This window comes from Pseudomonas sp. PIC25, assembly GCF_002286785.1.
Taxonomy (GTDB): Bacteria; Pseudomonadota; Gammaproteobacteria; order Pseudomonadales; family Pseudomonadaceae; genus Pseudomonas_M.
Genome location: NZ_MUJY01000168.1, coordinates 57,025 through 76,991, shown reverse-complemented (window position 1 = coordinate 76,991; position 19,967 = coordinate 57,025). Strand labels below are relative to the sequence as shown.

At 63.6% G+C, this 19,967-nt stretch carries 16 protein-coding genes; 5 read left to right on the top strand and 11 right to left on the bottom strand.

Features of this window, described 5'->3' with window-relative positions:
• Positions 1 to 71: 71 nt before the first annotated feature.
• The 10 genes from BZL41_RS21425 to mtnA all read right to left on the bottom strand — a co-directional run bounded on the left by BZL41_RS21425 (position 72) and on the right by mtnA (position 13,290).
• Positions 72 to 377 (bottom strand): lipopolysaccharide assembly protein LapA domain-containing protein, encoded by a 306-nt coding sequence (locus BZL41_RS21425; protein WP_095601143.1) that lies wholly within the window; start codon positions 375 to 377, stop codon positions 72 to 74.
• 43 nt (positions 378 to 420) lie between these two features.
• On the bottom strand, positions 421 to 702 hold the full coding sequence (gene ihfB / locus BZL41_RS21420; protein WP_084334321.1) for an integration host factor subunit beta: 282 nt from the start codon (positions 700 to 702) through the stop codon (positions 421 to 423).
• Between the two features lie 228 nt (positions 703 to 930).
• Entirely contained in the window at positions 931 to 2,610 is a 1,680-nt protein-coding gene (gene rpsA, locus BZL41_RS21415) for a 30S ribosomal protein S1 (protein ID WP_095601142.1), read from the bottom strand.
• Positions 2,611 to 2,751: 141 nt separating this feature from the next.
• Positions 2,752 to 3,441 carry a (d)CMP kinase gene (gene cmk, locus BZL41_RS21410; protein ID WP_095601141.1) on the bottom strand — a complete coding sequence of 230 codons (690 nt, stop codon included), beginning with the start codon at positions 3,439 to 3,441 and terminating at the stop codon, positions 2,752 to 2,754.
• Complete coding sequence (locus tag BZL41_RS21405; protein WP_095601140.1) at positions 3,438 to 5,684, bottom strand: bifunctional prephenate dehydrogenase/3-phosphoshikimate 1-carboxyvinyltransferase; 2,247 nt, start codon at positions 5,682 to 5,684, stop codon at positions 3,438 to 3,440. The genes cmk and BZL41_RS21405 overlap by 4 nt, the downstream gene beginning before the upstream one ends.
• Positions 5,677 to 6,789 (bottom strand): histidinol-phosphate transaminase, encoded by a 1,113-nt coding sequence (hisC, locus tag BZL41_RS21400; RefSeq protein ID WP_095601139.1) that lies wholly within the window; start codon positions 6,787 to 6,789, stop codon positions 5,677 to 5,679. Before hisC ends, BZL41_RS21405 begins: the two co-directional genes overlap by 8 nt.
• A 90-nt stretch (positions 6,790 to 6,879) precedes the next feature.
• Entirely contained in the window at positions 6,880 to 7,977 is a 1,098-nt protein-coding gene (pheA, locus tag BZL41_RS21395) for a prephenate dehydratase (RefSeq protein WP_084334330.1), read from the bottom strand.
• The gene (gene serC, locus BZL41_RS21390) at positions 7,977 to 9,062 is read right to left on the bottom strand and encodes a 3-phosphoserine/phosphohydroxythreonine transaminase (RefSeq protein WP_095601138.1); all 1,086 of its coding nucleotides are present in this window, start codon (positions 9,060 to 9,062) and stop codon (positions 7,977 to 7,979) included. The genes pheA and serC overlap by 1 nt, the downstream gene beginning before the upstream one ends.
• Positions 9,063 to 9,169: 107 nt before the next feature.
• Positions 9,170 to 11,995 carry a DNA gyrase subunit A gene (gene gyrA / locus BZL41_RS21385; protein ID WP_095601137.1) on the bottom strand — a complete coding sequence of 942 codons (2,826 nt, stop codon included), beginning with the start codon at positions 11,993 to 11,995 and terminating at the stop codon, positions 9,170 to 9,172.
• A 218-nt stretch (positions 11,996 to 12,213) separates the two neighbouring features.
• Entirely contained in the window at positions 12,214 to 13,290 is a 1,077-nt protein-coding gene (gene mtnA, locus BZL41_RS21380) for an S-methyl-5-thioribose-1-phosphate isomerase (RefSeq protein WP_095601136.1), read from the bottom strand.
• 108 nt (positions 13,291 to 13,398) lie between these two features.
• Here mtnA and BZL41_RS21375 point away from each other — a divergent pair, with 108 nt between their 5' ends.
• The 5 genes from BZL41_RS21375 to BZL41_RS21355 all read left to right on the top strand — a co-directional run bounded on the left by BZL41_RS21375 (position 13,399) and on the right by BZL41_RS21355 (position 18,291).
• On the top strand, positions 13,399 to 14,733 hold the full coding sequence (locus BZL41_RS21375) for a TRZ/ATZ family hydrolase (protein WP_095601135.1): 1,335 nt from the start codon (positions 13,399 to 13,401) through the stop codon (positions 14,731 to 14,733).
• Between the two features lie 129 nt (positions 14,734 to 14,862).
• Entirely contained in the window at positions 14,863 to 15,561 is a 699-nt protein-coding gene (gene ubiG / locus BZL41_RS21370) for a bifunctional 2-polyprenyl-6-hydroxyphenol methylase/3-demethylubiquinol 3-O-methyltransferase UbiG (RefSeq protein WP_095601134.1), read from the top strand.
• An 8-nt stretch (positions 15,562 to 15,569) separates the two neighbouring features.
• Entirely contained in the window at positions 15,570 to 16,241 is a 672-nt protein-coding gene (mupP, locus tag BZL41_RS21365) for an N-acetylmuramic acid 6-phosphate phosphatase MupP (RefSeq protein ID WP_095601133.1), read from the top strand.
• 109 nt (positions 16,242 to 16,350) lie between these two features.
• The gene (locus BZL41_RS21360) at positions 16,351 to 17,091 is read left to right on the top strand and encodes a YciK family oxidoreductase (protein ID WP_095601132.1); all 741 of its coding nucleotides are present in this window, start codon (positions 16,351 to 16,353) and stop codon (positions 17,089 to 17,091) included.
• A 273-nt stretch (positions 17,092 to 17,364) separates the two neighbouring features.
• The gene (locus BZL41_RS21355; RefSeq protein ID WP_095601131.1) at positions 17,365 to 18,291 is read left to right on the top strand and encodes a GGDEF domain-containing protein; all 927 of its coding nucleotides are present in this window, start codon (positions 17,365 to 17,367) and stop codon (positions 18,289 to 18,291) included.
• 63 nt (positions 18,292 to 18,354) lie between these two features.
• On the opposite strand, the gene rluB is transcribed toward BZL41_RS21355, so the two are convergent.
• Entirely contained in the window at positions 18,355 to 19,635 is a 1,281-nt protein-coding gene (rluB, locus tag BZL41_RS21350) for a 23S rRNA pseudouridine(2605) synthase RluB (RefSeq protein ID WP_095601130.1), read from the bottom strand.
• Between the last annotated feature and the right edge of the window lie 332 nt (positions 19,636 to 19,967).

The following is a 19,967-nucleotide window of genomic DNA, read 5'->3' as shown; positions in this document are numbered from 1 at the left end:
ACCCGACCGCCCCAACCCCCAGCCGAGCGCCAGTGCGAGGAAGAAAAGGATCAGCCAGAAGAGACTATCGATCAAAGCCGGGCCGGAGCCTGTGCGCTATCGAGATCGGCCAAGCGCCGGCGGCAGGCATCCAACTCGCGCTGCTGCGATGCGACTTTCAGCCGAAGACGGCCATAGAAGAACCAGCTAATGAGCGGACCAATCAGCATCCCAACCAGGAACGCAGCGGCCATGTAGCCGGCAACCGGCAATGCTGGCATCGGCCATCCAAAAATGACCAGGTCAACAGGCGTCTGGTTCTCCAGCACGAATACCAGAACGGCAACCGCCAGAATGACGCAGCCAGCCAGAACCAAGAAACGCTTGAGGGTTTTCACCGTGTAATCCTTTTTCCAGCGGAGGAGGAAGCCCTGCCGGACCTCACTCCTCGTTCACCCGGTCACGCAATTCCTTGCCCGGCTTGAAATGCGGGACGTACTTGCCATCGAGCCGCACCGATTGGCCAGTCTTGGGATTGCGACCCACCCGTGGCGCACGGTAGTGCAGTGAAAAGCTGCCGAAGCCGCGAATCTCGATGCGATCGCCTGTCGCCAATGCCTGGGACATTTGCTCCAGCATGGTCTTGATGGCCAGCTCGACATCCTTCGATGACAGCAGCCCCTGATGGGAAACGATGCGTTCGATCAACTCCGACTTGGTCATGGTTTTCCCTTCTTTTTCAAGCGGCTAGATCACTAGTAGGGTGGTTTTAGCATGCTCGCCAGAGTTTGAACAGTCTCATTGTCAAGAGGCGGCAAACGGAGGGAACCGAGCGGTCGGAAGGATGGAGCGTAAGGCCACGGCAGTTCTGCGCTACAGCAGACTCAGCCTTTTTCGGTGGGTATGAAAAAGGGCGACCGAAGTCGCCCTTTTTCCGAAGCATCGAGGGGATTAGCCCTGATTCTCCATTTGCGCACGGATCAGATCACCGATGGTGGTCGGACCGGTGCTCTCGGTTTCCTGCTTGCGCAGTTCCTTGATCGCATCCTTCTCGTCATCCACGTCCTTCGACTTGACGGACAGGCTGATCACGCGGCTCTTACGGTCGATGCTGATGATCTTGGCTTCGACTTCGTCGCCTTCCTTCAGCACGTTACGCGCGTCTTCCACGCGGTCGCGGCTGATTTCGGAAGCTTTCAGGATGCCTTCGATATCGTTGCCCAGATCGATCACAGCGCCCTTGGCGTCGACTTCCTTGACGGTACCGCGAACGATGCTGCCTTTCTCGTTGAGCGAGGCGTAGTTGGAGAACGGATCGTCTTCCAGCTGCTTGATGCCCAGGGAAATGCGCTCACGCTCCGGATCGACCGACAGGATGACGGTTTCCAGTTCGTCGCCCTTCTTGAAGCGACGTACGGCTTCTTCACCCGGCTCGTTCCAGGAAATGTCGGACAGGTGAACCAGACCGTCGATGCCGCCGTCCAGACCGATGAAGATACCGAAATCGGTGATCGACTTGATGGTGCCGGAGATACGGTCGCCCTTGTTGAACTGGCTGGAGAAGTCTTCCCACGGGTTGGACTTGCACTGCTTGATGCCCAGGGAAATACGACGACGCTCTTCGTCGATGTCCAGAACCATGACTTCCACTTCGTCGCCGACCTGTACGACCTTGGACGGATGGATATTCTTGTTGGTCCAGTCCATTTCGGAGACGTGCACCAGGCCTTCCACACCCTCTTCCAACTCGGCGAAGCAGCCGTAGTCGGTGAGGTTGGTGACGCGGGCCATGACGCGGGTGCCTTCCGGATAACGAGCCTTGATGGCGACCCACGGATCTTCGCCCAGCTGCTTCAGACCCAGGGAGACGCGGTTGCGCTCGCGGTCGAACTTCAGGACCTTGACGTCGATCTCGTCGCCAACATTGACGATTTCGGACGGATGCTTGATGCGCTTCCAGGCCATGTCGGTGATGTGCAGCAGGCCGTCTACGCCGCCCAGATCAACGAACGCACCGTAGTCGGTGAGGTTCTTGACGATACCCTTGACCTGCTGGCCTTCCTGCAGGGATTCCAGCAGGGCTTCGCGCTCGGCGCTGTTCTCGGCTTCCAACACGCTGCGGCGGGAAACGACGACGTTGTTGCGCTTCTGGTCGAGCTTGATGACCTTGAACTCGAGCTCTTTGCCTTCCAGGTGAGCAGTGTCGCGCACCGGACGGACGTCGACCAGGGAACCCGGCAGGAACGCACGGATACCGTTGATATCGACGGTGAAGCCGCCCTTGACCTTGCCGTTGATAACACCCTTGACCACTTCTTCGGCGGAGAAAGCCGCTTCCAGAACAATCCAGGATTCCGCGCGCTTGGCTTTTTCGCGGGACAGCTTGGTTTCACCGAAGCCGTCTTCAACCGCGTCCAGAGCGACGTGGACCTCGTCACCCACCTTGATGGTCAGCTCGCCCTGTTCGTTGTAGAACTGCTCGACCGGGATGACGCCCTCGGACTTGAGGCCGGCATGCACGGTGACCCAGTCACCGTCGATGTCGACCACGATGCCGGTGATGATGGCACCCGGCTGCATGTCGAGGGATTTCAGGCTTTCTTCAAAAAGTTCTGCAAAGCTTTCGCTCATGTTGGTTCCTGTGTGATCAAGGGCGAAGGATCTCGCCCAAAGCCACATTCCAGACAATGTGGGTTCGTTCATGTAAAAAGAGGCCTGCGGGACTTGGACTGGTCTCCCGCACGCCTCCTTGTTGGCCACTTGGCCCCTGGTTCACCCGGCAAGGTCGCGGTTGGCGACTTCGCTCAGGATACGCTCCAGTACCTGCTCGATGGAGAGCTCCGTGGAATCCAGCTGTATGGCGTCAGACGCCGGTTTGAGCGGGGCGACCGCTCGCTGAGTATCGCGCTCGTCGCGCGCCCGAATCTCTTCCAGCAGACTACTCAGACTAACATCATCCCCCTTTTCCTTCAACTGCAGATAGCGTCGGCGGGCCCGTTCTTCTGCACTGGCGGTCAGGAAAATCTTCAAGGGTGCATCGGGAAACACCACGGTACCCATGTCCCGGCCATCGGCTACCAGACCCGGGGCCTCGAGAAAAGCGCGCTGGCGCTGCAGCAGGGCCTCGCGCACCGCCGGCAGGGACGCCACCTGCGAGGCTCCGGCGCCGACCTGCTCATTGCGAATGACGTCGGTCACTTCTTCGCCTTCGAGGATGATGCGCTGGCCGTGACCGCCCGACGCCGCAATGAATTGCACGTCGAGATGCGCAGCCAGGACTTTCAAGGCCTCCTCGTTGGTGAGGTCAACGCCATGGTTACGCGCGGCGAAGGCCAACAGACGATAGAGCGCGCCGGAGTCCAGCAGGCTCCAGCCCAGCTTCCTGGCGAGCAGGCCGGCGATCGTACCTTTGCCCGAACCACTGGGACCATCGATGGCGATTACCGGCACCCGTGCGGTCATGACTTGCCCTCCTCGCTTACGCGAATGCCTGCCTGGGCCGCCAGGCCAAGGAAGTTCGGGAAGGATGTGGCGACGTTGGCGCAGTCATGGATGCGGATCGGCGCGCTGGCGCGCAGAGACGCCACGCTGAAGGACATGGCGATACGGTGGTCGCCGTGGCTGTGTACTTCGCCCCCGCCAATCGGCCCGCCTTCGATGACGATGCCGTCCGGTGTTGGTTCGGCCTTGACGCCAAGCGTCTGCAAGCCGTCGGCCATGACCTGGATACGGTCGGATTCCTTGACCCGCAACTCCTCCGCGCCACGCAGCACGGTACGGCCCTCGGCATAGGCGGCCGCGATGAAAAGCACCGGGAATTCGTCGATGGCCAGCGGGACCAGGCTTTCCGGGATATCGATACCTTTGAGCCTGGCCGCACGCACACGAATATCGGCGACAGGCTCGCCACCGACCTCACGCTGATTCTCCAGGGTGATATCGCCGCCCATGAGACGAAGAATCTCGATGACGCCGATACGGGTCGGGTTGATACCGACGTGCTCGAGCACCAGTTCGGAGCCCTCGGCGATGCTGGCGGCGACAAGGAAGAACGCTGCCGAGGAAATGTCCGCCGGCACTTCGATGTGAGTCGCGCTCAGCTTATGACCGGACTCGACGCGTGCGGTGGCGCCATCGACGGTCACCGGGTAGCCGAAGCCCCGCAGCATGCGTTCGGTGTGGTCGCGGGTCGGCGCCGGCTCGGTCACCGAGGTCTCGCCCGCGGCATACAGGCCGGCGAGCAGCAGGCAGGACTTCACCTGGGCGCTGGCCATCGGCATGTCGTAATGCATACCGGTCAGACGCTGGCCACCGCGAATGGTCAGCGGCGGTCGCCCTTCCGGACCGGTCTCGATCACCGCACCCATGGCACGCAGCGGCTTGGCGACACGGTTCATCGGACGCTTGGACAGCGACGCGTCGCCGGTCAGCACGGTATCGAACGGCTGGGCTGCCAACAGGCCGGACAGCAAACGCATGGAAGTGCCCGAGTTGCCCAGGTACAGCGGGCCGGGCGGCGGCTTCAGGCCGTGCAGGCCGACACCGTGAATGGTCACGCGACCGTGATGCGGGCCTTCGATCACCACACCCATGTCGCGGAATGCCTGCAGAGTCGCCAGGGCATCCTCGCCCTCGAGGAAACCTTCCACCTCGGTGGTGCCTTCGGCCAGGGAGCCGAGCATGATGGAGCGGTGGGAAATGGACTTGTCGCCCGGCACGCGAATGCGGCCGGACAGCCGACCACCAGGATTGGCGAGGAAGATCAGATCGTTATTCGAGTTCATGGCATCCACGTAGGCCCTGCGGGCCAAAATTTTACTGAAATGCTCGCGGGCAACGCGGGCGCGGGTGAACACGCCCAGCAATTGATGCCCGTCCCCAGCGTCGACCGCCGCACGCAAGGCATCGAGGTCGCCGCGAAAATCGTCCAATGTCCGCAACACCGCCTCGCGGTTGGCGAGGAAGATGTCGTGCCACATCACCGGGTCGCTACCGGCAATCCGGGTGAAGTCCCGGAAACCGCCCGCCGCATAGCGGAATATCTCCAGGTTTTCGTTGCGCTTGGCCAGCGAATCCACCAGCGTGAAAGCCAACAGGTGCGGCAAGTGACTGGTCGCAGCGAGGACCGCATCGTGATGGCCTACCTCCATGTGCTCGACATCGGCGCCCAGTTCGCGCCAGAGCCGATCCACCAGGGCCAGCGCATCGGTATCGGTCGAGGCCAGCGGTGTGAGAATCACCTTATGGCGCTGGAACAGACCGCTCTTGGCAGCCTCCACGCCGCTCTGTTCGGAGCCCGCAATGGGGTGCCCGGGCACGAAGCGAGCCGGCATGCCGCCGAAGGATTGCTGCGCCGCTCGCACCACATTGCCCTTGGCGCTGCCGACATCCGTCAGCACGGCATTCCCCAGCTCCAGCCCGGCCAACTGGGCCAGCAGCTTCTCCATGGCCAGAATAGGCACCGCCAGCTGAATCACATCCGCGCCCTGACAGGCGGCAGCCAGCTCCGTTTCGCAGCGATCCACTACGCCCAGCTCCACCGCCAGGCGCCTGGATTCCGGATCGAGATCCACACCAATCACTTCGTGGAACAGCCCTTTTTCCCGCAATCCCTTGGCGAAGGAGCCGCCGATCAGGCCCAACCCCACCACCACCAGGCGGCCGAGAATAGGGGCCGCCTGTTGCAGCGGCATGACATCAGGCACGGTCGAGCACCTTGCTCAGCGCGTCGAGGAAACGCCGGTTCTCTTCGGGCAGGCCAATGGACACACGGAGGTAGGTGGGCATGCCGTAGCCACCGACCGGCCGGACGATCACCCCTTCGCGGAGCAGCGTCTGGTACAACGGCGCAGCATCCCGCCCCATGTTCACGGCGATGAAGTTGCCCTTGGACGGAATCCAGTCCAGCCCCAGCTTACGAAAGCCTTCCTCCAGTTGAGCCATGCCGGCATCGTTGAGGCGGCGGCTCTCAGCGAGATAGGCAACATCATCCAGTGCCGCGCACGCGGCAGCCAACGCCAGGCTGTTGACATTGAACGGCTGGCGTACGCGATTCAGCACGTCGGCGATCTCGGCCGAAGAGATGCCATAGCCGACGCGGAGCGCAGCCAGGCCATAGGCCTTGGAGAAGGTCCGGGAGACCAGCAGGTTGGCGTGCCGGGAGAGATACTCCAGCCCGTCCGGCAGCTCATCGCCCTCGGCATATTCGATGTAGGCCTCGTCCAACACCACCAGGACACGCTCGGGCACTCGCGCCAGGAAGTCGGCCAGCGTCTGCGGGCCGAACCAGGTGCCCGTCGGGTTGTTCGGATTCGCAACGAAGACGACACGGGTATCGTCGTCGATGGCAGCCAGCATGGCGTCGAGATCATGCCCCCAGTCCTTGGCCGGTACGACCTTGCCCTGGGCACCGACGGCCTGGGTGGCGATCGGGTAGACGGCGAACGCGTGCTCGCTGAACACGGCATTGAGGCCGGGCGCCAGATAGGCACGCGCCACCAGTTCGAGAATATCGTTGGAGCCGTTGCCCAGCGTCACTTGGGCCGGCGCGACGCCGCAGCGCCCGGCGAGCTTACGCTTGAGCTCGAAACCGTTGCCATCGGGGTAGCGGGTCAGCTCGGCGAGTTCGGCACGGATGGCCTCCAGTGCCTTCGGGCTCGGCCCCAAGGGGTTCTCGTTGCTGGCGAGCTTGACGATCTTCGCCGGGTCCAGATCCAGTTCCCGGGCCAACTCGTCCACCGGCTTGCCCGGTACGTAGGGGGACAGCTTTTGCACCCCTGGCTGGGCCAGGGTCAGAAAGTCGCAACTCATAGCAAAGCCTCGAGCTTCAAGCGGCAAGCTGCAAGAAAAAGCCGGGGACAGGTCCGCTTGTGGCTTGAAGCTTGTAGCTTGCGGCTGCCTTTAAAGTACCGCTTTGGGATAGGAGCCCAGCACTTTCAGCGCCACGGCTTCCTGGTTGATCTTTTCCAGCACGTCCTTGATCAGCGGATCCTTGTGGTGGCCGACGAAATCGATGAAGAAGACGTAGGTCCACTTGCCGCTGCGGGAGGGGCGGGTCTCGATGCGGGTCAGATCGATGCCGTTGTTGTGGAACGGCACCAGCAACTCATGCAGCGCCCCCGGCTTGTTGCGCATGGAGACGATGATGGAGGTCTTGTCGTCGCCGGTCGGCGGCACTTCCTGGCTACCGATAATGAGGAAGCGCGTGGAGTTGTCGGGACGGTCCTCGATCTTCTCGGCCAACTTGGTCAACCCGTACAGGCTCGCGGCCATGTCGCCTGCGATGGCGGCTGAGTTCCACTCGCTCTTCACCCGTTTGGCCGCATCGGCATTGCTCGACACCGCCACCCGCTCGACATTGGGGTAATGCGCGTCCAGCCATTTGCGGCACTGAGCCAGGGACTGGGCATGGGAGTAGATGCGGGTAATGCGGTCGGTCTTGGTCGTCTCGCCCACCAGCAGGTGGTGGTGAATCCGCAGTTCGACTTCGCCGCAGATCACCATGTCGTGCTCGAGGAAGCTGTCCAGGGTGTGGTTGATGGCGCCTTCGGTGGAGTTCTCCACCGGCACCACGCCGAAGTTCACCGCACCGGCCGCGACCTCGCGGAACACCTCGTCGATCGCCGCCATCGGCACGCTGATGACCGCATGTCCGAAGTGCTTCAGCGCCGCAGCCTGGGAGAAAGTGCCTTCCGGGCCGAGGTAGGCGACTTTGAGCGGCTGCTCAAGCGCCAGGCAGGAGGACATGATTTCGCGGAACAGCCGCGCCATTTCCTCGTTGTCCAGCGGCCCCTGGTTGCGCTCCATGATGTGCTTGAGCACCCAGGCCTCGCGTTCGGGACGATAGAACACCGGCTTCTCGCCTTCGGGCAGCGATTGCATCTTCACCCGCGCCACGTCCTGGGCGCAGCGTGCACGCTCGCTGATCAGCTCGAGGATTTTCTCGTCCAGGCTGTCAATGCGCAGACGCAGTGCATTGAGCTGGTCTTTCTCGCTCATCAGCCGTGCTCCTTCTCGAACTCCGCCATGTACGCCACCAGGGCCTCCACCGCATCGAGGCCCACGGCGTTGTAGATGGAGGCACGCATGCCGCCTACCGAACGGTGGCCTTTCAGGTTCAGCAGGCCACGGGCGTCCGCGCCGGCGAGGAAGGGCTTGTCCAGGCGCTCGTCGGCCAAACGGAACGGTACGTTCATCCAGGAGCGGGCATTGGCGGCGATGGGGTTGGTGTACAGCTCGCTGCGGTCGATGAAGCCGTACAGCAACTCCTTCTTCGCGCGGTTGCGTTGTTCCATCGCCTCGACGCCGCCCTGCTCCTTCAGCCACTCGAAGACAAGGCCGGAGAGATACCAGGAGAAGGTCGCCGGCGTGTTGTACATCGAACCGTTGTCGGCGGCGATCTTGTAGTTGAGCATGGTCGGGCAGATCGACCGGGCACGGCCGAGCAGGTCTTCGCGAACGATGACGACCACCAGGCCGGACGGGCCGATGTTCTTCTGCGCACCGGCGTAGATCAGGCCGAAACGGGAAACGTCCAGCGGACGGGACAGGATGTCGGAGGACATATCCACCACCAGCGGAACGTCGCCGACCTCGGGAATCCAGTCGAACTGCAAGCCACCGATGGTTTCGTTGGAGGCGTAGTGCAGGTAGGCGGAATCCTTGCTGAGCTGCCACTCGTTCTGGCCAGGGATGGCGAAGTAATCGTAAGGTTTGGCACTCGCTGCGACGTTGATATTGCCGAAACGGCGCGCCTCTTCGATGCTCTTGCGCGACCAGATACCGGTGTCGATATAGTCGGCTACGCCGTCTTCCGGCAGCAGGTTCAGGGGAATCTCGGCGAACTGCTGGCTGGCGCCACCCTGGAGAAAGAGCACCTTGTAGTTCGACGGGATGGTCAGCAGATCGCGCAGGTCTTGCTCGGCCTTCTCGGCGATGGCCACGTACTCGTCGCTACGGTGGCTCATCTCCATGACCGACAGGCCCTTGCCCTGCCAGTCGAGGAGTTCCGCCTGGGCACGCTGCAGGACGGCTTCGGGAAGCGCGGCCGGGCCAGCGCAGAAGTTATAGGCGCGTTTGCTCACTGCTCTATCTCTCGATTCATTGCCTGCCCACCTTGCAGGGCGAGCGATCCGCCGATCAATCGGCATCCCCTGACAGAGGCACGCCGGGATCGGCGCGCCCCTACCCTTCAGTCTTCGTCGTCGGTCGGGACGACGTCGGCGGGAACATCGCCGCCACCGCCCAACAGCTCGTCCTCGCTGGGTTCCGAGCTGGCTACCGGCATTTCCTTCTCAAGCACGTCATCGGAAAGCGCGGCCTCGATCTCCTCGGCCTCTTCTTCCACCGACGGCTCCTGCACACGCTCCAGGCCCACCAGTTTTTCGTCGCTGGCGAGTTTGATCAGGGTCACGCCCTGGGTATTGCGACCGGAGCTGGACACCTCGTCGACACGGGTACGCACCAGAGTGCCCTGGTCGGAAATCAGCATGATTTCCTCGCCATCCTGCACTTGGATTGCGCCGACCAACTTGCCGTTACGCTCACTGGTGACCATGGCGATGACGCCCTGACCACCACGACCGCGACGCGGGAACTTGCCCAGGCCCGTGCGCTTGCCGAACCCACGCTCGGACGCGGTGAGAATCTGCGCGCCGGACTCGGGAATCAGCATAGAGATCAGTTGCTGACCCTTGCCCAGGCGCATGCCACGCACGCCACGAGCGGTACGACCCATGGTGCGTACCTTGCTCTCGGCGAAACGCAGCACCTTGCCGGCGTCAGAGAACAGCATGACTTCCTTGGCACCGTCGGTGATGGCGGCAGCGATCAGGGTGTCACCCTCTTCCAGCTTCAGCGCGATCAGACCGGCGCTACGCGGACGGCTGAACTGCACCAGCGGGGTTTTCTTCACGGTACCGAAGGCGGTTGCCATGAAGATGTAAGCTCCCGTCGGCTCGGCGACCAGCTCAGGCGTTTCGCCCTCGACTTCTTCGATTTCTTCGGCCTCGACCACCTCGACGGCTTCGCCCTCGATCACCACGCCTTCGGCTTCGTCCAGGTCCTCATCGGCACCAGAGCTTTGCTGCAGCGCCTCCAGGTCGATCTGCAGCATGGCAGTGATGCGTTCGCCCTCATCCAACGGCAGCAGATTGACCAGCGGACGGCCGCGCGCGGTGCGCGACGCCTCCGGAATCTCGAAGGTACGCAGCCAGTAGACCTTACCCTTGCTGGAGAACAGCAGCAGAGTCGCATGGCTGTTGGCCACCAGCAGGTGTTCGATGTAGTCCTCGTCCTTCACGCCGGTGGCCGACTTGCCCTTGCCGCCGCGGCGCTGCGCCTGGTAGGCGGCCAGCGGCTGGGACTTGGCGTAGCCGCCGTGCGAAATGGTCACGACGCGATCTTCTTCAGTGATCAGGTCGGCGATGGTCAAGTCGACCTGGGAGGCGACGATCTCGGTGCGGCGTGCATCGCCGAACTCTGCCTTGACCTTCTCCAGCTCCTCGCGGATGACTTCCATCAGGCGCACGGGGTTGGTCAGGATGCGGATCAGCTCGCCGATCTGGACCAGGATTTCCTGGTACTCGGCCAGCAGCTTTTCATGCTCCAGGCCAGTCAGGCGATGCAGGCGCAGTTCGAGGATCGCCTGGGCCTGTTCCGGCGACAGGTAGTACTTGCCGTCACGCAGACCATACTGCGGATCGAGGTCTTCCGGTCGGCAGGCATCGGCGCCGGCACGCTCCACCATCGCTTCCACGGCGCTGGATTCCCAGGCGGTGGCGATCAGGCGCTCCTTGGCCTCGGCCGGTGTCGGAGAGGTCTTGATCAGCTCGATCACCGGATCGATGTTCGACAGGGCGACGGCCTGGCCTTCGAGGATATGGCCGCGTTCGCGCGCTTTACGCAGTTCGTAGACGGTCCGCCGGGTCACCACTTCGCGGCGGTGGCGGACGAACACTTCGAGCATGTCCTTGAGGTTCAGCGTGCGCGGCTGACCGTCGACCAAGGCCACCACGTTGATACCGAACACGCTCTGCAGTTGGGTCTGGGCGTAGAGGTTGTTGAGCACCACCTCCGCCACTTCGCCACGGCGCAGCTCGATGACCACGCGCATGCCGTCCTTGTCGGACTCGTCGCGCAGCTCGGTGATGCCTTCCAGCTTCTTCTCTTTCACCAGCTCGGCGATCTTCTCGATCAGCCGCGCCTTGTTCAGTTGGTACGGCAGCTCGGTGATGACGATCTGCTGGCGATTGCCGGTCTTGTCGATGTCCTCGACCTCGGCGCGGGCACGCATATAGATGCGGCCACGGCCGGTGCGATAGGCCTCGATGATCCCGGCGCGGCCATTGATGATGCCGGCGGTGGGGAAGTCCGGGCCCGGGATGTAGCGCATCAGATCGTCGACCGTCAGCTCCGGGTTGTCGATCAGCGCCAGGCAGCCATCGATCACTTCGCCCAGGTTGTGCGGCGGGATGTTGGTGGCCATGCCCACGGCGATACCGGAGGAGCCATTGACCAGCAGGTTGGGAATCTTGGTCGGCATGACCGCCGGAATCTGCTCGGTGCCGTCGTAGTTCGGCACCCAGTCGACGGTTTCCTTGTCCAGGTCGGCCAGCAGTTCGTGGGCCAACTTGGCCATGCGCACTTCGGTGTATCGCATGGCTGCGGCGTTGTCGCCGTCCACCGAACCGAAGTTGCCCTGGCCGTCCACCAGCATGTAGCGCAGGGAGAACGGCTGGGCCATACGCACGATGGTGTCGTAGACCGCGGTATCGCCATGCGGGTGGTATTTACCGATCACGTCACCGACCACACGGGCGGATTTCTTGTAGGGCTTGTTCCAGTCGTTGCCGAGCTCGCTCATCGCGTAGAGCACGCGGCGGTGCACGGGCTTCAAGCCATCGCGCGCATCCGGCAGAGCACGCCCTACGATCACGCTCATCGCGTAATCGAGATAGGACTGTTTCAGCTCGTCTTCGATATTGACCGGGAGAATTTCTTTGGCCAGTTCGCCCATGAGAAGCCTGGTTCCTTTTTCTGATGAACCCCGAGCATCCATCCTGGAATGTCACGAGGCGCGCCGCTGTGGCACCTGGCCACAACGACTCACGACAAATCAACGAGTTAAGCCGACGATTCGGGCAGTCGGACGGCCCATGCGAGGCCGCCCGGAAAACTGCCGGAGCTTATCACAGTCGCCGTCCCGCACCTACCCCGCCGGACGCGCCGCCCGGCTCAGTGGAGGCGCTTGCGACACATGAGCTGCGCCATTTTCGCCGCGTCCGGGCGCTCCACTATGCCCTTCTCGGTCACGATGGCATCGATCAGATCGGCCGGCGTCACATCGAAGACCGGATTGAACGCCTCGACATCCGCCGCCACGCGCTTGCCGCCCAGCTCCAGCAACTCGCTGCCGTCACGCTCCTCTATCGGGATGTCGTCGCCGGTTTCCAAGGCCATGTCGATGGTCGAACTAGGCGCCACCACCATGAAGCGCACGCCGTGGTGCATGGCGTTGACCGCCAGTTGATAGGTGCCGATCTTGTTGGCCACGTCGCCGTTCGCCGTGATGCGGTCGGCACCGACGATGACCCAGGTGATGCCCTTGGTCTTCATGATATGAGCCGCGGCCGAATCGACGTTCAGGCTTACCGGGATGCCTTCGTTGGCCAGCTCCCAGGCGGTCAGGCGCGAGCCTTGCAACCAGGGACGGGTTTCGTCCGCGTAGACGCGCTCGACCAGCCCCTCCAGGTTCGCCGCCCGGATCACGCCAAGGGCGGTACCGAAGCCCCCCGTCGCCAGGGCACCGGTATTGCAATGGGTCAGCAGCGCCTGCGGCCGCGAACCGACCCGGCGAATCAGCTCGACGCCGAGCTGGGCCATGGTCAGGTTGGCTTCACGGTCGCTCAGGTGAATAGCCTCGGCCTCGGCTTCCAGCGCCGCCAACGGGGTTTCGCCTTCCTTGAGTCGCTCCAGTCGTTCGCGCATGCGGTTCAGCGCCCAGAACAGGTTGACCGCCGTGGGCCGGGAAGCCGCCAAGACGTCGAAATCGCTCTCCAGCGCAGCACGCCAATCGCCCCCCTCCGCGAGCCGGGCACGCAGACCCAGCACCACGCCGTAGGCGGCACTGATGCCAATGGCCGGAGCCCCGCGGACCGCCATGCTGCGAATCGCCCCGGCCACGGCCTCGGCGGAGTCGTAGGCCAGCCAGCGCTCCTCGGACGGCAACAGACGCTGATCCAGCAGATGCAGCCTGCCATCCCGCCACTCAATGGCCTTGACCTTCTCCGCTGCCAGCAATCGCTCGCGCATGGCTACACCTCGTATCCTGAAACGAAAAAGCGGGGATTATAGCGAGCCGCCCGCCGGGGTGCTCGGGTATACTGCGGCATCTTCGACGACCGCCCAAGGACGCCTGCCATGCATGACCCCGCCGCCCCGCTCGACCTCCTGCTCCTGCCGACCTGGCTGGTGCCGGTCGAACCCGCCGGCGTCGTCCTCCAGGAGCATGCACTGGGCATCCGCGACGGCCGCATTGCCCTGATTGCCCCCCGCGCCGAGGCGCTCCGGCATGCTTGCAATGATGTACGCGAATTGCCCGGAATGCTGCTCGCTCCCGGCCTGATCAACGCTCACGGGCACGCCGCGATGACGCTGTTCCGCGGCTTGGCCGACGACCTGCCATTGATGACCTGGCTGGAACAGCACATCTGGCCGGCCGAAGCCCGCTGGGTGGACGAGGCGTTCGTCCGCGACGGCACCGAGCTGGCCATTGCCGAACAGCTCAAGGGTGGCATCACCTGTTTCTCCGATATGTACTTCTATCCGGAAGTCGCCAGCGAGCTGGTCCACAAGAACGGCATTCGGGCACAGATCTGCATTCCCGTCCTCGATTTTCCGACGCCCGGCGCTCGCGATGCCGCCGAAGCGCTGCGCAAGGGCGTGGCGCTGTTCGACGACCTCAAGCACCACTCCCGTATCAAGGTGGCCTTCGGCCCGCACGCGCCCTACTCGGTCAGCGACGACAAGCTGGAAAACGTGCGCATGCTGGCCGACCAGTTGGATGCCAACATCCATATGCACGTGCAGGAGACCGCCTTCGAGGTGCAGCAGGCCCTCGGCCAGAACGGCGAGCGTCCGCTGGCACGCCTGGCCCGCCTCGGCCTGCTCGGCCCGCGCTTCCAGGCCGTGCACATGACCCAGGTGAACGACGACGACCTGGCCCTGCTGGTGGAAAGCAACAGCAGTGTCATCCACTGCCCCGAATCGAACCTCAAGCTGGCCAGCGGTTTCTGCCCGGTCGAGCGGCTCTGGCAGGCCGGCGTCAACGTTGCCGTCGGCACCGACGGCGCGGCGAGCAATAACGACCTGGACCTGCTCGGCGAGACCCGCACAGCCGCGCTGCTGGCGAAAGCCGTGGCCGCTTCGGCCACCGCCCTGGATGCCCATCGCGCGCTGCGCATGGCCACCCTGAACGGTGCTCGCGCCCTGGGCATCGACGACTGTACCGGCTCGCTGGAAATCGGCAAGTTCGCCGACCTCGCCGCCTTCGATCTGTCCGGGCTGGCCCAGCAGCCGATCTACGACCCGGTGTCGCAACTGATCTATGCCAGCGGTCGCGACTGCGTGAAGCACGTCTGGGTCGGCGGCAAGCAGTTGCTCGACCAGGGCCGCCTGACCCGCCTGGACGAAGAACGACTGGGCGCCAAGGCCCGCGACTGGGGCGCGAAGATCGCCGCGCCCCGGCACAATTGAACCGCCCCCTGGGGGCACTGCGACAAACTGCCTCAACCCCGAGCCGCCCCGTGGCGCTCACGGGCCGGCACGAAACTGGCAAGATGCACGTTTCGGAACCGGCCCTCACGCCCAGCTTCAGGAATCACTATGAGCAACGTCGACCACGCCGAAATCGCTAAATTCGAAGCCCTGGCCCATCGCTGGTGGGATCGCGAGAGCGAGTTCAAGCCGCTGCACGACATCAACCCGTTGCGTGTGAACTGGATTGACGAGCGCGTCCAGCTCGCCGGCAAGAAGGTGCTCGACGTCGGCTGCGGCGGCGGCATCCTCAGCGAAGCCATGGCCAAGCGCGGCGCCACCGTCACCGGTATCGACATGGGCGAGGCGCCCCTGGCGGTCGCACAGCTGCACCAGCTCGAGTCCGGCGTGGAAGTGGAATACCGGCAGATCACCGCCGAAGCACTGGCCGAGGAGATGCCCGGCACGTTCGAGGTGGTCACCTGCCTGGAAATGCTCGAGCACGTCCCCGACCCGGCCTCGGTGATCCGCGCCTGCCATCGCCTGGTCAAGCCCGGCGGACAAGTGTTCTTCTCCACCATCAACCGCAACCCCAAGGCCTACCTGTTCGCCGTGATCGGCGCCGAATACGTGCTGCGCCTGCTACCACGCGGCACCCATGACTTCCGCAAGTTCATCCGGCCGTCCGAACTGGGTGCCTGGTGCCGCGCCGCCGGCCTGCAGGTGGAGGACATCATCGGCCTCACCTACAACCCGCTGACCAAGCACTACAAGCTGGAAGCGGACGTCGACGTCAATTACATGATTCAAACCCTGCGCGAGGAGTGAGCAGTCTTATGCGCCTGAGAGCGGTTCTTTTCGACATGGACGGCACCCTGCTCGACACGGCACCGGACTTCGTCGCGGTGGTCCAGGCGATGCGCGAAGCCCGCGCCCTGCCCCCGGTGGACGAAACCCAGGTGCGCGACGTGGTCTCCGGCGGCGCCCGGGCCATGGTCATCAACGCCTTCGATGTGGATCCCTTCTCGCCCGAGTTCGAGGTGTTGCGCCTGGAGTTCCTCGAGCGTTACCAGAATCACTGCGCCGTGCGTACGCGCTTCTTCGAGGGCATGGCCGAACTGCTGGAAGATATCGAGCGGGCCAAACTGATCTGGGGCGTGGTGACCAATAAACCGGTGCGCTATGCCGGACCCATAATGCAGCAGCTCGGCCTGGCCGAACGCTCGGCGGTGCTGGTCTGCCCCGATCACGTGAAGAACAGCAAACCCGACCCGGAACCGCTGCTCCTTGCCTGCAGCCAGCTTGGCCTGGACCCGGCCAGCGTGCTGTTCGTCGGCGACGACCTGCGCGACATCGAATCCGGACGCGCCGCCGGCACCCGTACGGTGGCAGTGACCTACGGTTATATCCACCCCGAGGACAACCCACGCAGCTGGGGCGCCGATGCCGTGATCGAGCACCCCCTGGAACTGCGCCGACTGCTCGATCAGGCGATGTGTAGCTGCTAAGCGGCAGCCGCAAGCTAGCCTGGGGCCGACAGCATGCCACGGCAAAGCTCATTCTTTTGCTTCTTGATAATGGCGACGTGACGCTCGCCGCTCTCCGAAGGAGACAACGATGTTCCAATATTCCGCCCGCCCCGATCTGCTCAAGGACCGGGTGATCCTGGTCACCGGCGCCGGCCGGGGCATTGGCGCCGCCGCGGCGAAGACCTTCGCCGCCCATGGCGCCACCGTGCTGCTGCTGGGCAAGACGGAAGAGCATCTGACGCGCATCTACGACGAGATCGAAGCCGCCGGCCACCCGCAGCCGGCAATCATCCCGTTCAACCTCGAAACCGCCATGCCGCACCAGTACGACGAACTGGCGGCGACGGTGGAGCGTGAATTCGGCCGCCTGGATGGGCTGCTGCACAATGCTGCCATCATCGGCCCGCGCACACCGCTCGAGCAGCTGTCGGGCGACAACTTCATGCGTGTCATGCAGGTCAACGTGAATGCCATGTTCATGCTCACCAGCGTGATGCTGCCGCTGCTGAAGCTTTCCAGCGATGCGTCGGTGGTCTTCACATCCAGCAGCGTCGGCCGCAAGGGACGCGCCTATTGGGGCGCCTACGCCGTCTCCAAATTCGCCACCGAGGGGCTGATGCAGGTACTGGCCGACGAGGTGGAAGGCACTTGTGCCGTTCGCGCCAATAGCGTCAACCCGGGCGCGACCCGCACGGATATGCGCGCCCAAGCCTACCCTGGCGAGAATCCGATCAAGAACCCGGAACCGGAGCAGATTATGCCGGTCTATCTGTACCTGATGGGCCCGGACAGTACCGGCGTGAACGGCCAGACCTTCGACGCGCAATAACCTCCCCCAGCCTGTGCGGCTCCCGCACAGGCTGCCACGGCGGCCAATGCGGTCGCCGCCTCCCCCCCGCCGGTAAACCGGCGTCGTCGACATAGCGAACGGCATCAAATTGCCATCTTTCTGTCAGGTTACCGGCAAGAAATGGCCGACCGTGTCGCTCATCGTTATTCAACCCATTGATTTAGAAAGAAATAATCAAGGTATCGAGGAGATGGCATGGAATTCGCTCTAGAACCTTCGTCGTCGCTCCACGCGCATTCAAGGTGCCGCAGCATGGGCCAGCTCCCGCAAAACAACACGATCGATTTCGATGCAGCCAAACTGCAGCGCATGGGCTTCGCCAATACGCGCCAGAACGCTCGCCAGCCGATCAGTCTCGCCGAACTCCAGCGCCAACTCAGCCTGCAGTTGCAGACCAGCCTGGAAGCCGAGCGCATCCTCGATCTCTTCTTTCGCGAAGTACAGCGGCTGATTCCGCTGGATGCCCTCACCTATCTGCATCAGGGCAGCGACCTTCGCCTCGAGTTCGGCAAGCGCGCCAGCCACTCGGCCGGTTACCGCCTCAGCCATGACAGCGAATACCTCGGCGAACTGACGCTCCGTCGCAACCAGCGCTTCAGCGATCACGACCTGGCTCAACTGGAGTCCCTGCTCGCCAGCCTGATGTTCCCGCTGCGCAATGCGCTGCTTTATCGCCGGGCGATCCAGAACGCCCTGCGCGACCCGCTGACCGACACCGGCAACCGCATCGCCATGGATCAGGTTCTACAACGGGAAGTGGACATGGCCCGCCGGCATCTGCAGCCGCTGTCGCTACTGATGCTCGACCTGGACCACTTCAAGCGCATCAACGACACCTACGGCCACAGCACTGGCGACGAAGTGCTGAAAGCCGTGGCCACCACCCTGAAAGAACAACTGCGCAACGTCGACATGGTGTTCCGCTTCGGTGGCGAGGAATTCCTCGTACTGCTGTCGAACACCAGCCGCGAGGCGGCGGAAATGATCGGGGAGCGTCTGCGCAAGGCTGTATTCCAGTTGCAGTTCCTCGTCCAGGGGCACCCGATCGAACTGTCGATCAGCCTCGGTTGCGCCAGCCTGCTGCCCGGCGAATCGGTCGACAGCCTGCTGCGCCGCGCCGACAACGCGCTCTATGCCGCCAAGCGCAGCGGTCGCAATCGGCTGACGATGGCTGGCTGACTTCATTCAAAAGCAGGACAAAAAGAGGGGCTCGCATGAGCCCCTCTTTTCATTTCGGACCGATCAACGCTTGCGTCCAAACCCCGGGCGCTGCCCTTCGCTCGGCGGCGGGCCGCGGCGCTTGGCTGGGGCGGGTGCTGACTTGGGTTTGCGGGACGGGCGCTCGGTCAGCTCTGGCGTCGGACGCTCCTGCTTGACCGGACGCTTTTTATTCACGTCACGCGGACGCTCGGCCAATGGGGTTCCGCCCGACTTGCGCTCCCGCGCAGGTGTCTGGCGCTCGCCCTGCGGACGCGGTGGACGGGCCGGGCGATCACTGCCCTCGGAACGCGGCGCGCGAGCCGGACGCTCGCCGCCCTCAGAACGAGGGGCAGGAGCCGGGCGCTCGTTACCCTCAGGGCGTGGTGTGCGCATCGGCTTGCCGGTTTCCGGATCGCGTAGCACGCGTGCCGGTCTGTCGCCGTCTTCACGCCGGGGCGCACGCCCGCGCGGCACCACCGGCTTGGCCGACTTGCGCTGCAGACGCTCCAGCTTTTCGCGGAACTTACCCTTCATTTCCGGCAGCGGAACCGGCTTCAGGCCGACTTCGGCGCTGAGGATGTCGATCTCGCCCTGCCCCATCTCGCGCCAGCGGCCCATGCTCAGCTCGGATGTGAGGAATACCGGACCGAAACGTACTCGCTTCAGGCGGCTTACCACCAACCCCTGGGATTCCCAGAGGCGACGTACTTCACGGTTACGACCTTCCATCACCACGCAGTGGAACCAGTGGTTGAAGCCTTCGCCACCGGGCGCTTCCTGGATGTCGGTGAAGCGAGCGGGACCGTCTTCCAGCATCACCCCGGTCTTCAGGCGCTCGATCATTTCCTCGGTGACTTCGCCACGCACACGCACAGCGTACTCGCGGTCCATCTCGTAGGACGGGTGCATCAGGCGGTTGGCCAGTTCGCCGTCGGTGGTGAACAGCAGCAGGCCAGTGGTGTTGATGTCGAGGCGACCGATGTTGATCCAGCGCCCCGCTTTCAGGCGCGGCAGGCGGTCGAAGACGGTCGGCCGGCCTTCCGGATCGTCGCGAGTGCAGACTTCGCCTTCCGGCTTGTTGTAGATGAGGACGCGGCGCACCGTCTCGGTGGCTTCTTCGCGCTTGAGCAGGCGGCCGTCGACGCTGATGGCGTCATGAGAATCGACGCGCTGGCCAAGGCTGGCGACCGCGCCATTGACCTTGACCCGGCCTTCGCCGATCCAGCTTTCGATGTCGCGCCGCGAGCCCAGGCCCATGCGTGCCAGGACTTTCTGCAGTTTTTCGCCGTGGGCGACATGAGGGGTATCTTCGTGCTCGGTCATCTGGGCACCTCCCGGTGTGACTGTTCCGATTGAAAGGGCGCGCATCATACGCGTATCAACGCGCCAGCGCACAGGCTTTCAGCCTAGCCGAGACCGCGGCAAACGACAGACAAAAAAATCCCGATGCGGAGCCGTGACTCAACCGCACCGGGACAAGCACCTGTGTCAGGTTTCGAGGTATCAGAACCTGTTCGCGATCTCGCGAGCTAGAGCCATCCAAGGCCTCGGCGGTCCCACGAAAACAGACCGGACCGCGTAGGCGAGGACGCGCTGGGCTTGCATTCGACTTTACGAGCTGAGCAGTCCGACCGGGCTGGCGATCCAGCCTGCGC

What these genes read in the sequence shown, in the direction of transcription:
- BZL41_RS21355 (WP_095601131.1), top strand. Translation starts at nt 17,365, where the DNA reads ATGGGCCAGCTCCCGCAAAACAACACGATCGATTTCGATGCAGCCAAA.
- BZL41_RS21360 (WP_095601132.1), top strand. Translation starts at nt 16,351, where the DNA reads ATGTTCCAATATTCCGCCCGCCCCGATCTGCTCAAGGACCGGGTGATC.
- cmk (WP_095601141.1), bottom strand. Translation starts at nt 3,441, where the DNA reads ATGACCGCACGGGTGCCGGTAATCGCCATCGATGGTCCCAGTGGTTCG.
- ubiG (WP_095601134.1), top strand. Translation starts at nt 14,863, where the DNA reads ATGAGCAACGTCGACCACGCCGAAATCGCTAAATTCGAAGCCCTGGCC.
- hisC (WP_095601139.1), bottom strand. Translation starts at nt 6,789, where the DNA reads ATGAGTTGCGACTTTCTGACCCTGGCCCAGCCAGGGGTGCAAAAGCTG.
- mupP (WP_095601133.1), top strand. Translation starts at nt 15,570, where the DNA reads ATGCGCCTGAGAGCGGTTCTTTTCGACATGGACGGCACCCTGCTCGAC.
- rluB (WP_095601130.1), bottom strand. Translation starts at nt 19,635, where the DNA reads ATGACCGAGCACGAAGATACCCCTCATGTCGCCCACGGCGAAAAACTG.
- gyrA (WP_095601137.1), bottom strand. Translation starts at nt 11,995, where the DNA reads ATGGGCGAACTGGCCAAAGAAATTCTCCCGGTCAATATCGAAGACGAG.
- rpsA (WP_095601142.1), bottom strand. Translation starts at nt 2,610, where the DNA reads ATGAGCGAAAGCTTTGCAGAACTTTTTGAAGAAAGCCTGAAATCCCTC.
- ihfB (WP_084334321.1), bottom strand. Translation starts at nt 702, where the DNA reads ATGACCAAGTCGGAGTTGATCGAACGCATCGTTTCCCATCAGGGGCTG.
- pheA (WP_084334330.1), bottom strand. Translation starts at nt 7,977, where the DNA reads ATGAGCGAGAAAGACCAGCTCAATGCACTGCGTCTGCGCATTGACAGC.
- mtnA (WP_095601136.1), bottom strand. Translation starts at nt 13,290, where the DNA reads ATGCGCGAGCGATTGCTGGCAGCGGAGAAGGTCAAGGCCATTGAGTGG.
- BZL41_RS21375 (WP_095601135.1), top strand. Translation starts at nt 13,399, where the DNA reads ATGCATGACCCCGCCGCCCCGCTCGACCTCCTGCTCCTGCCGACCTGG.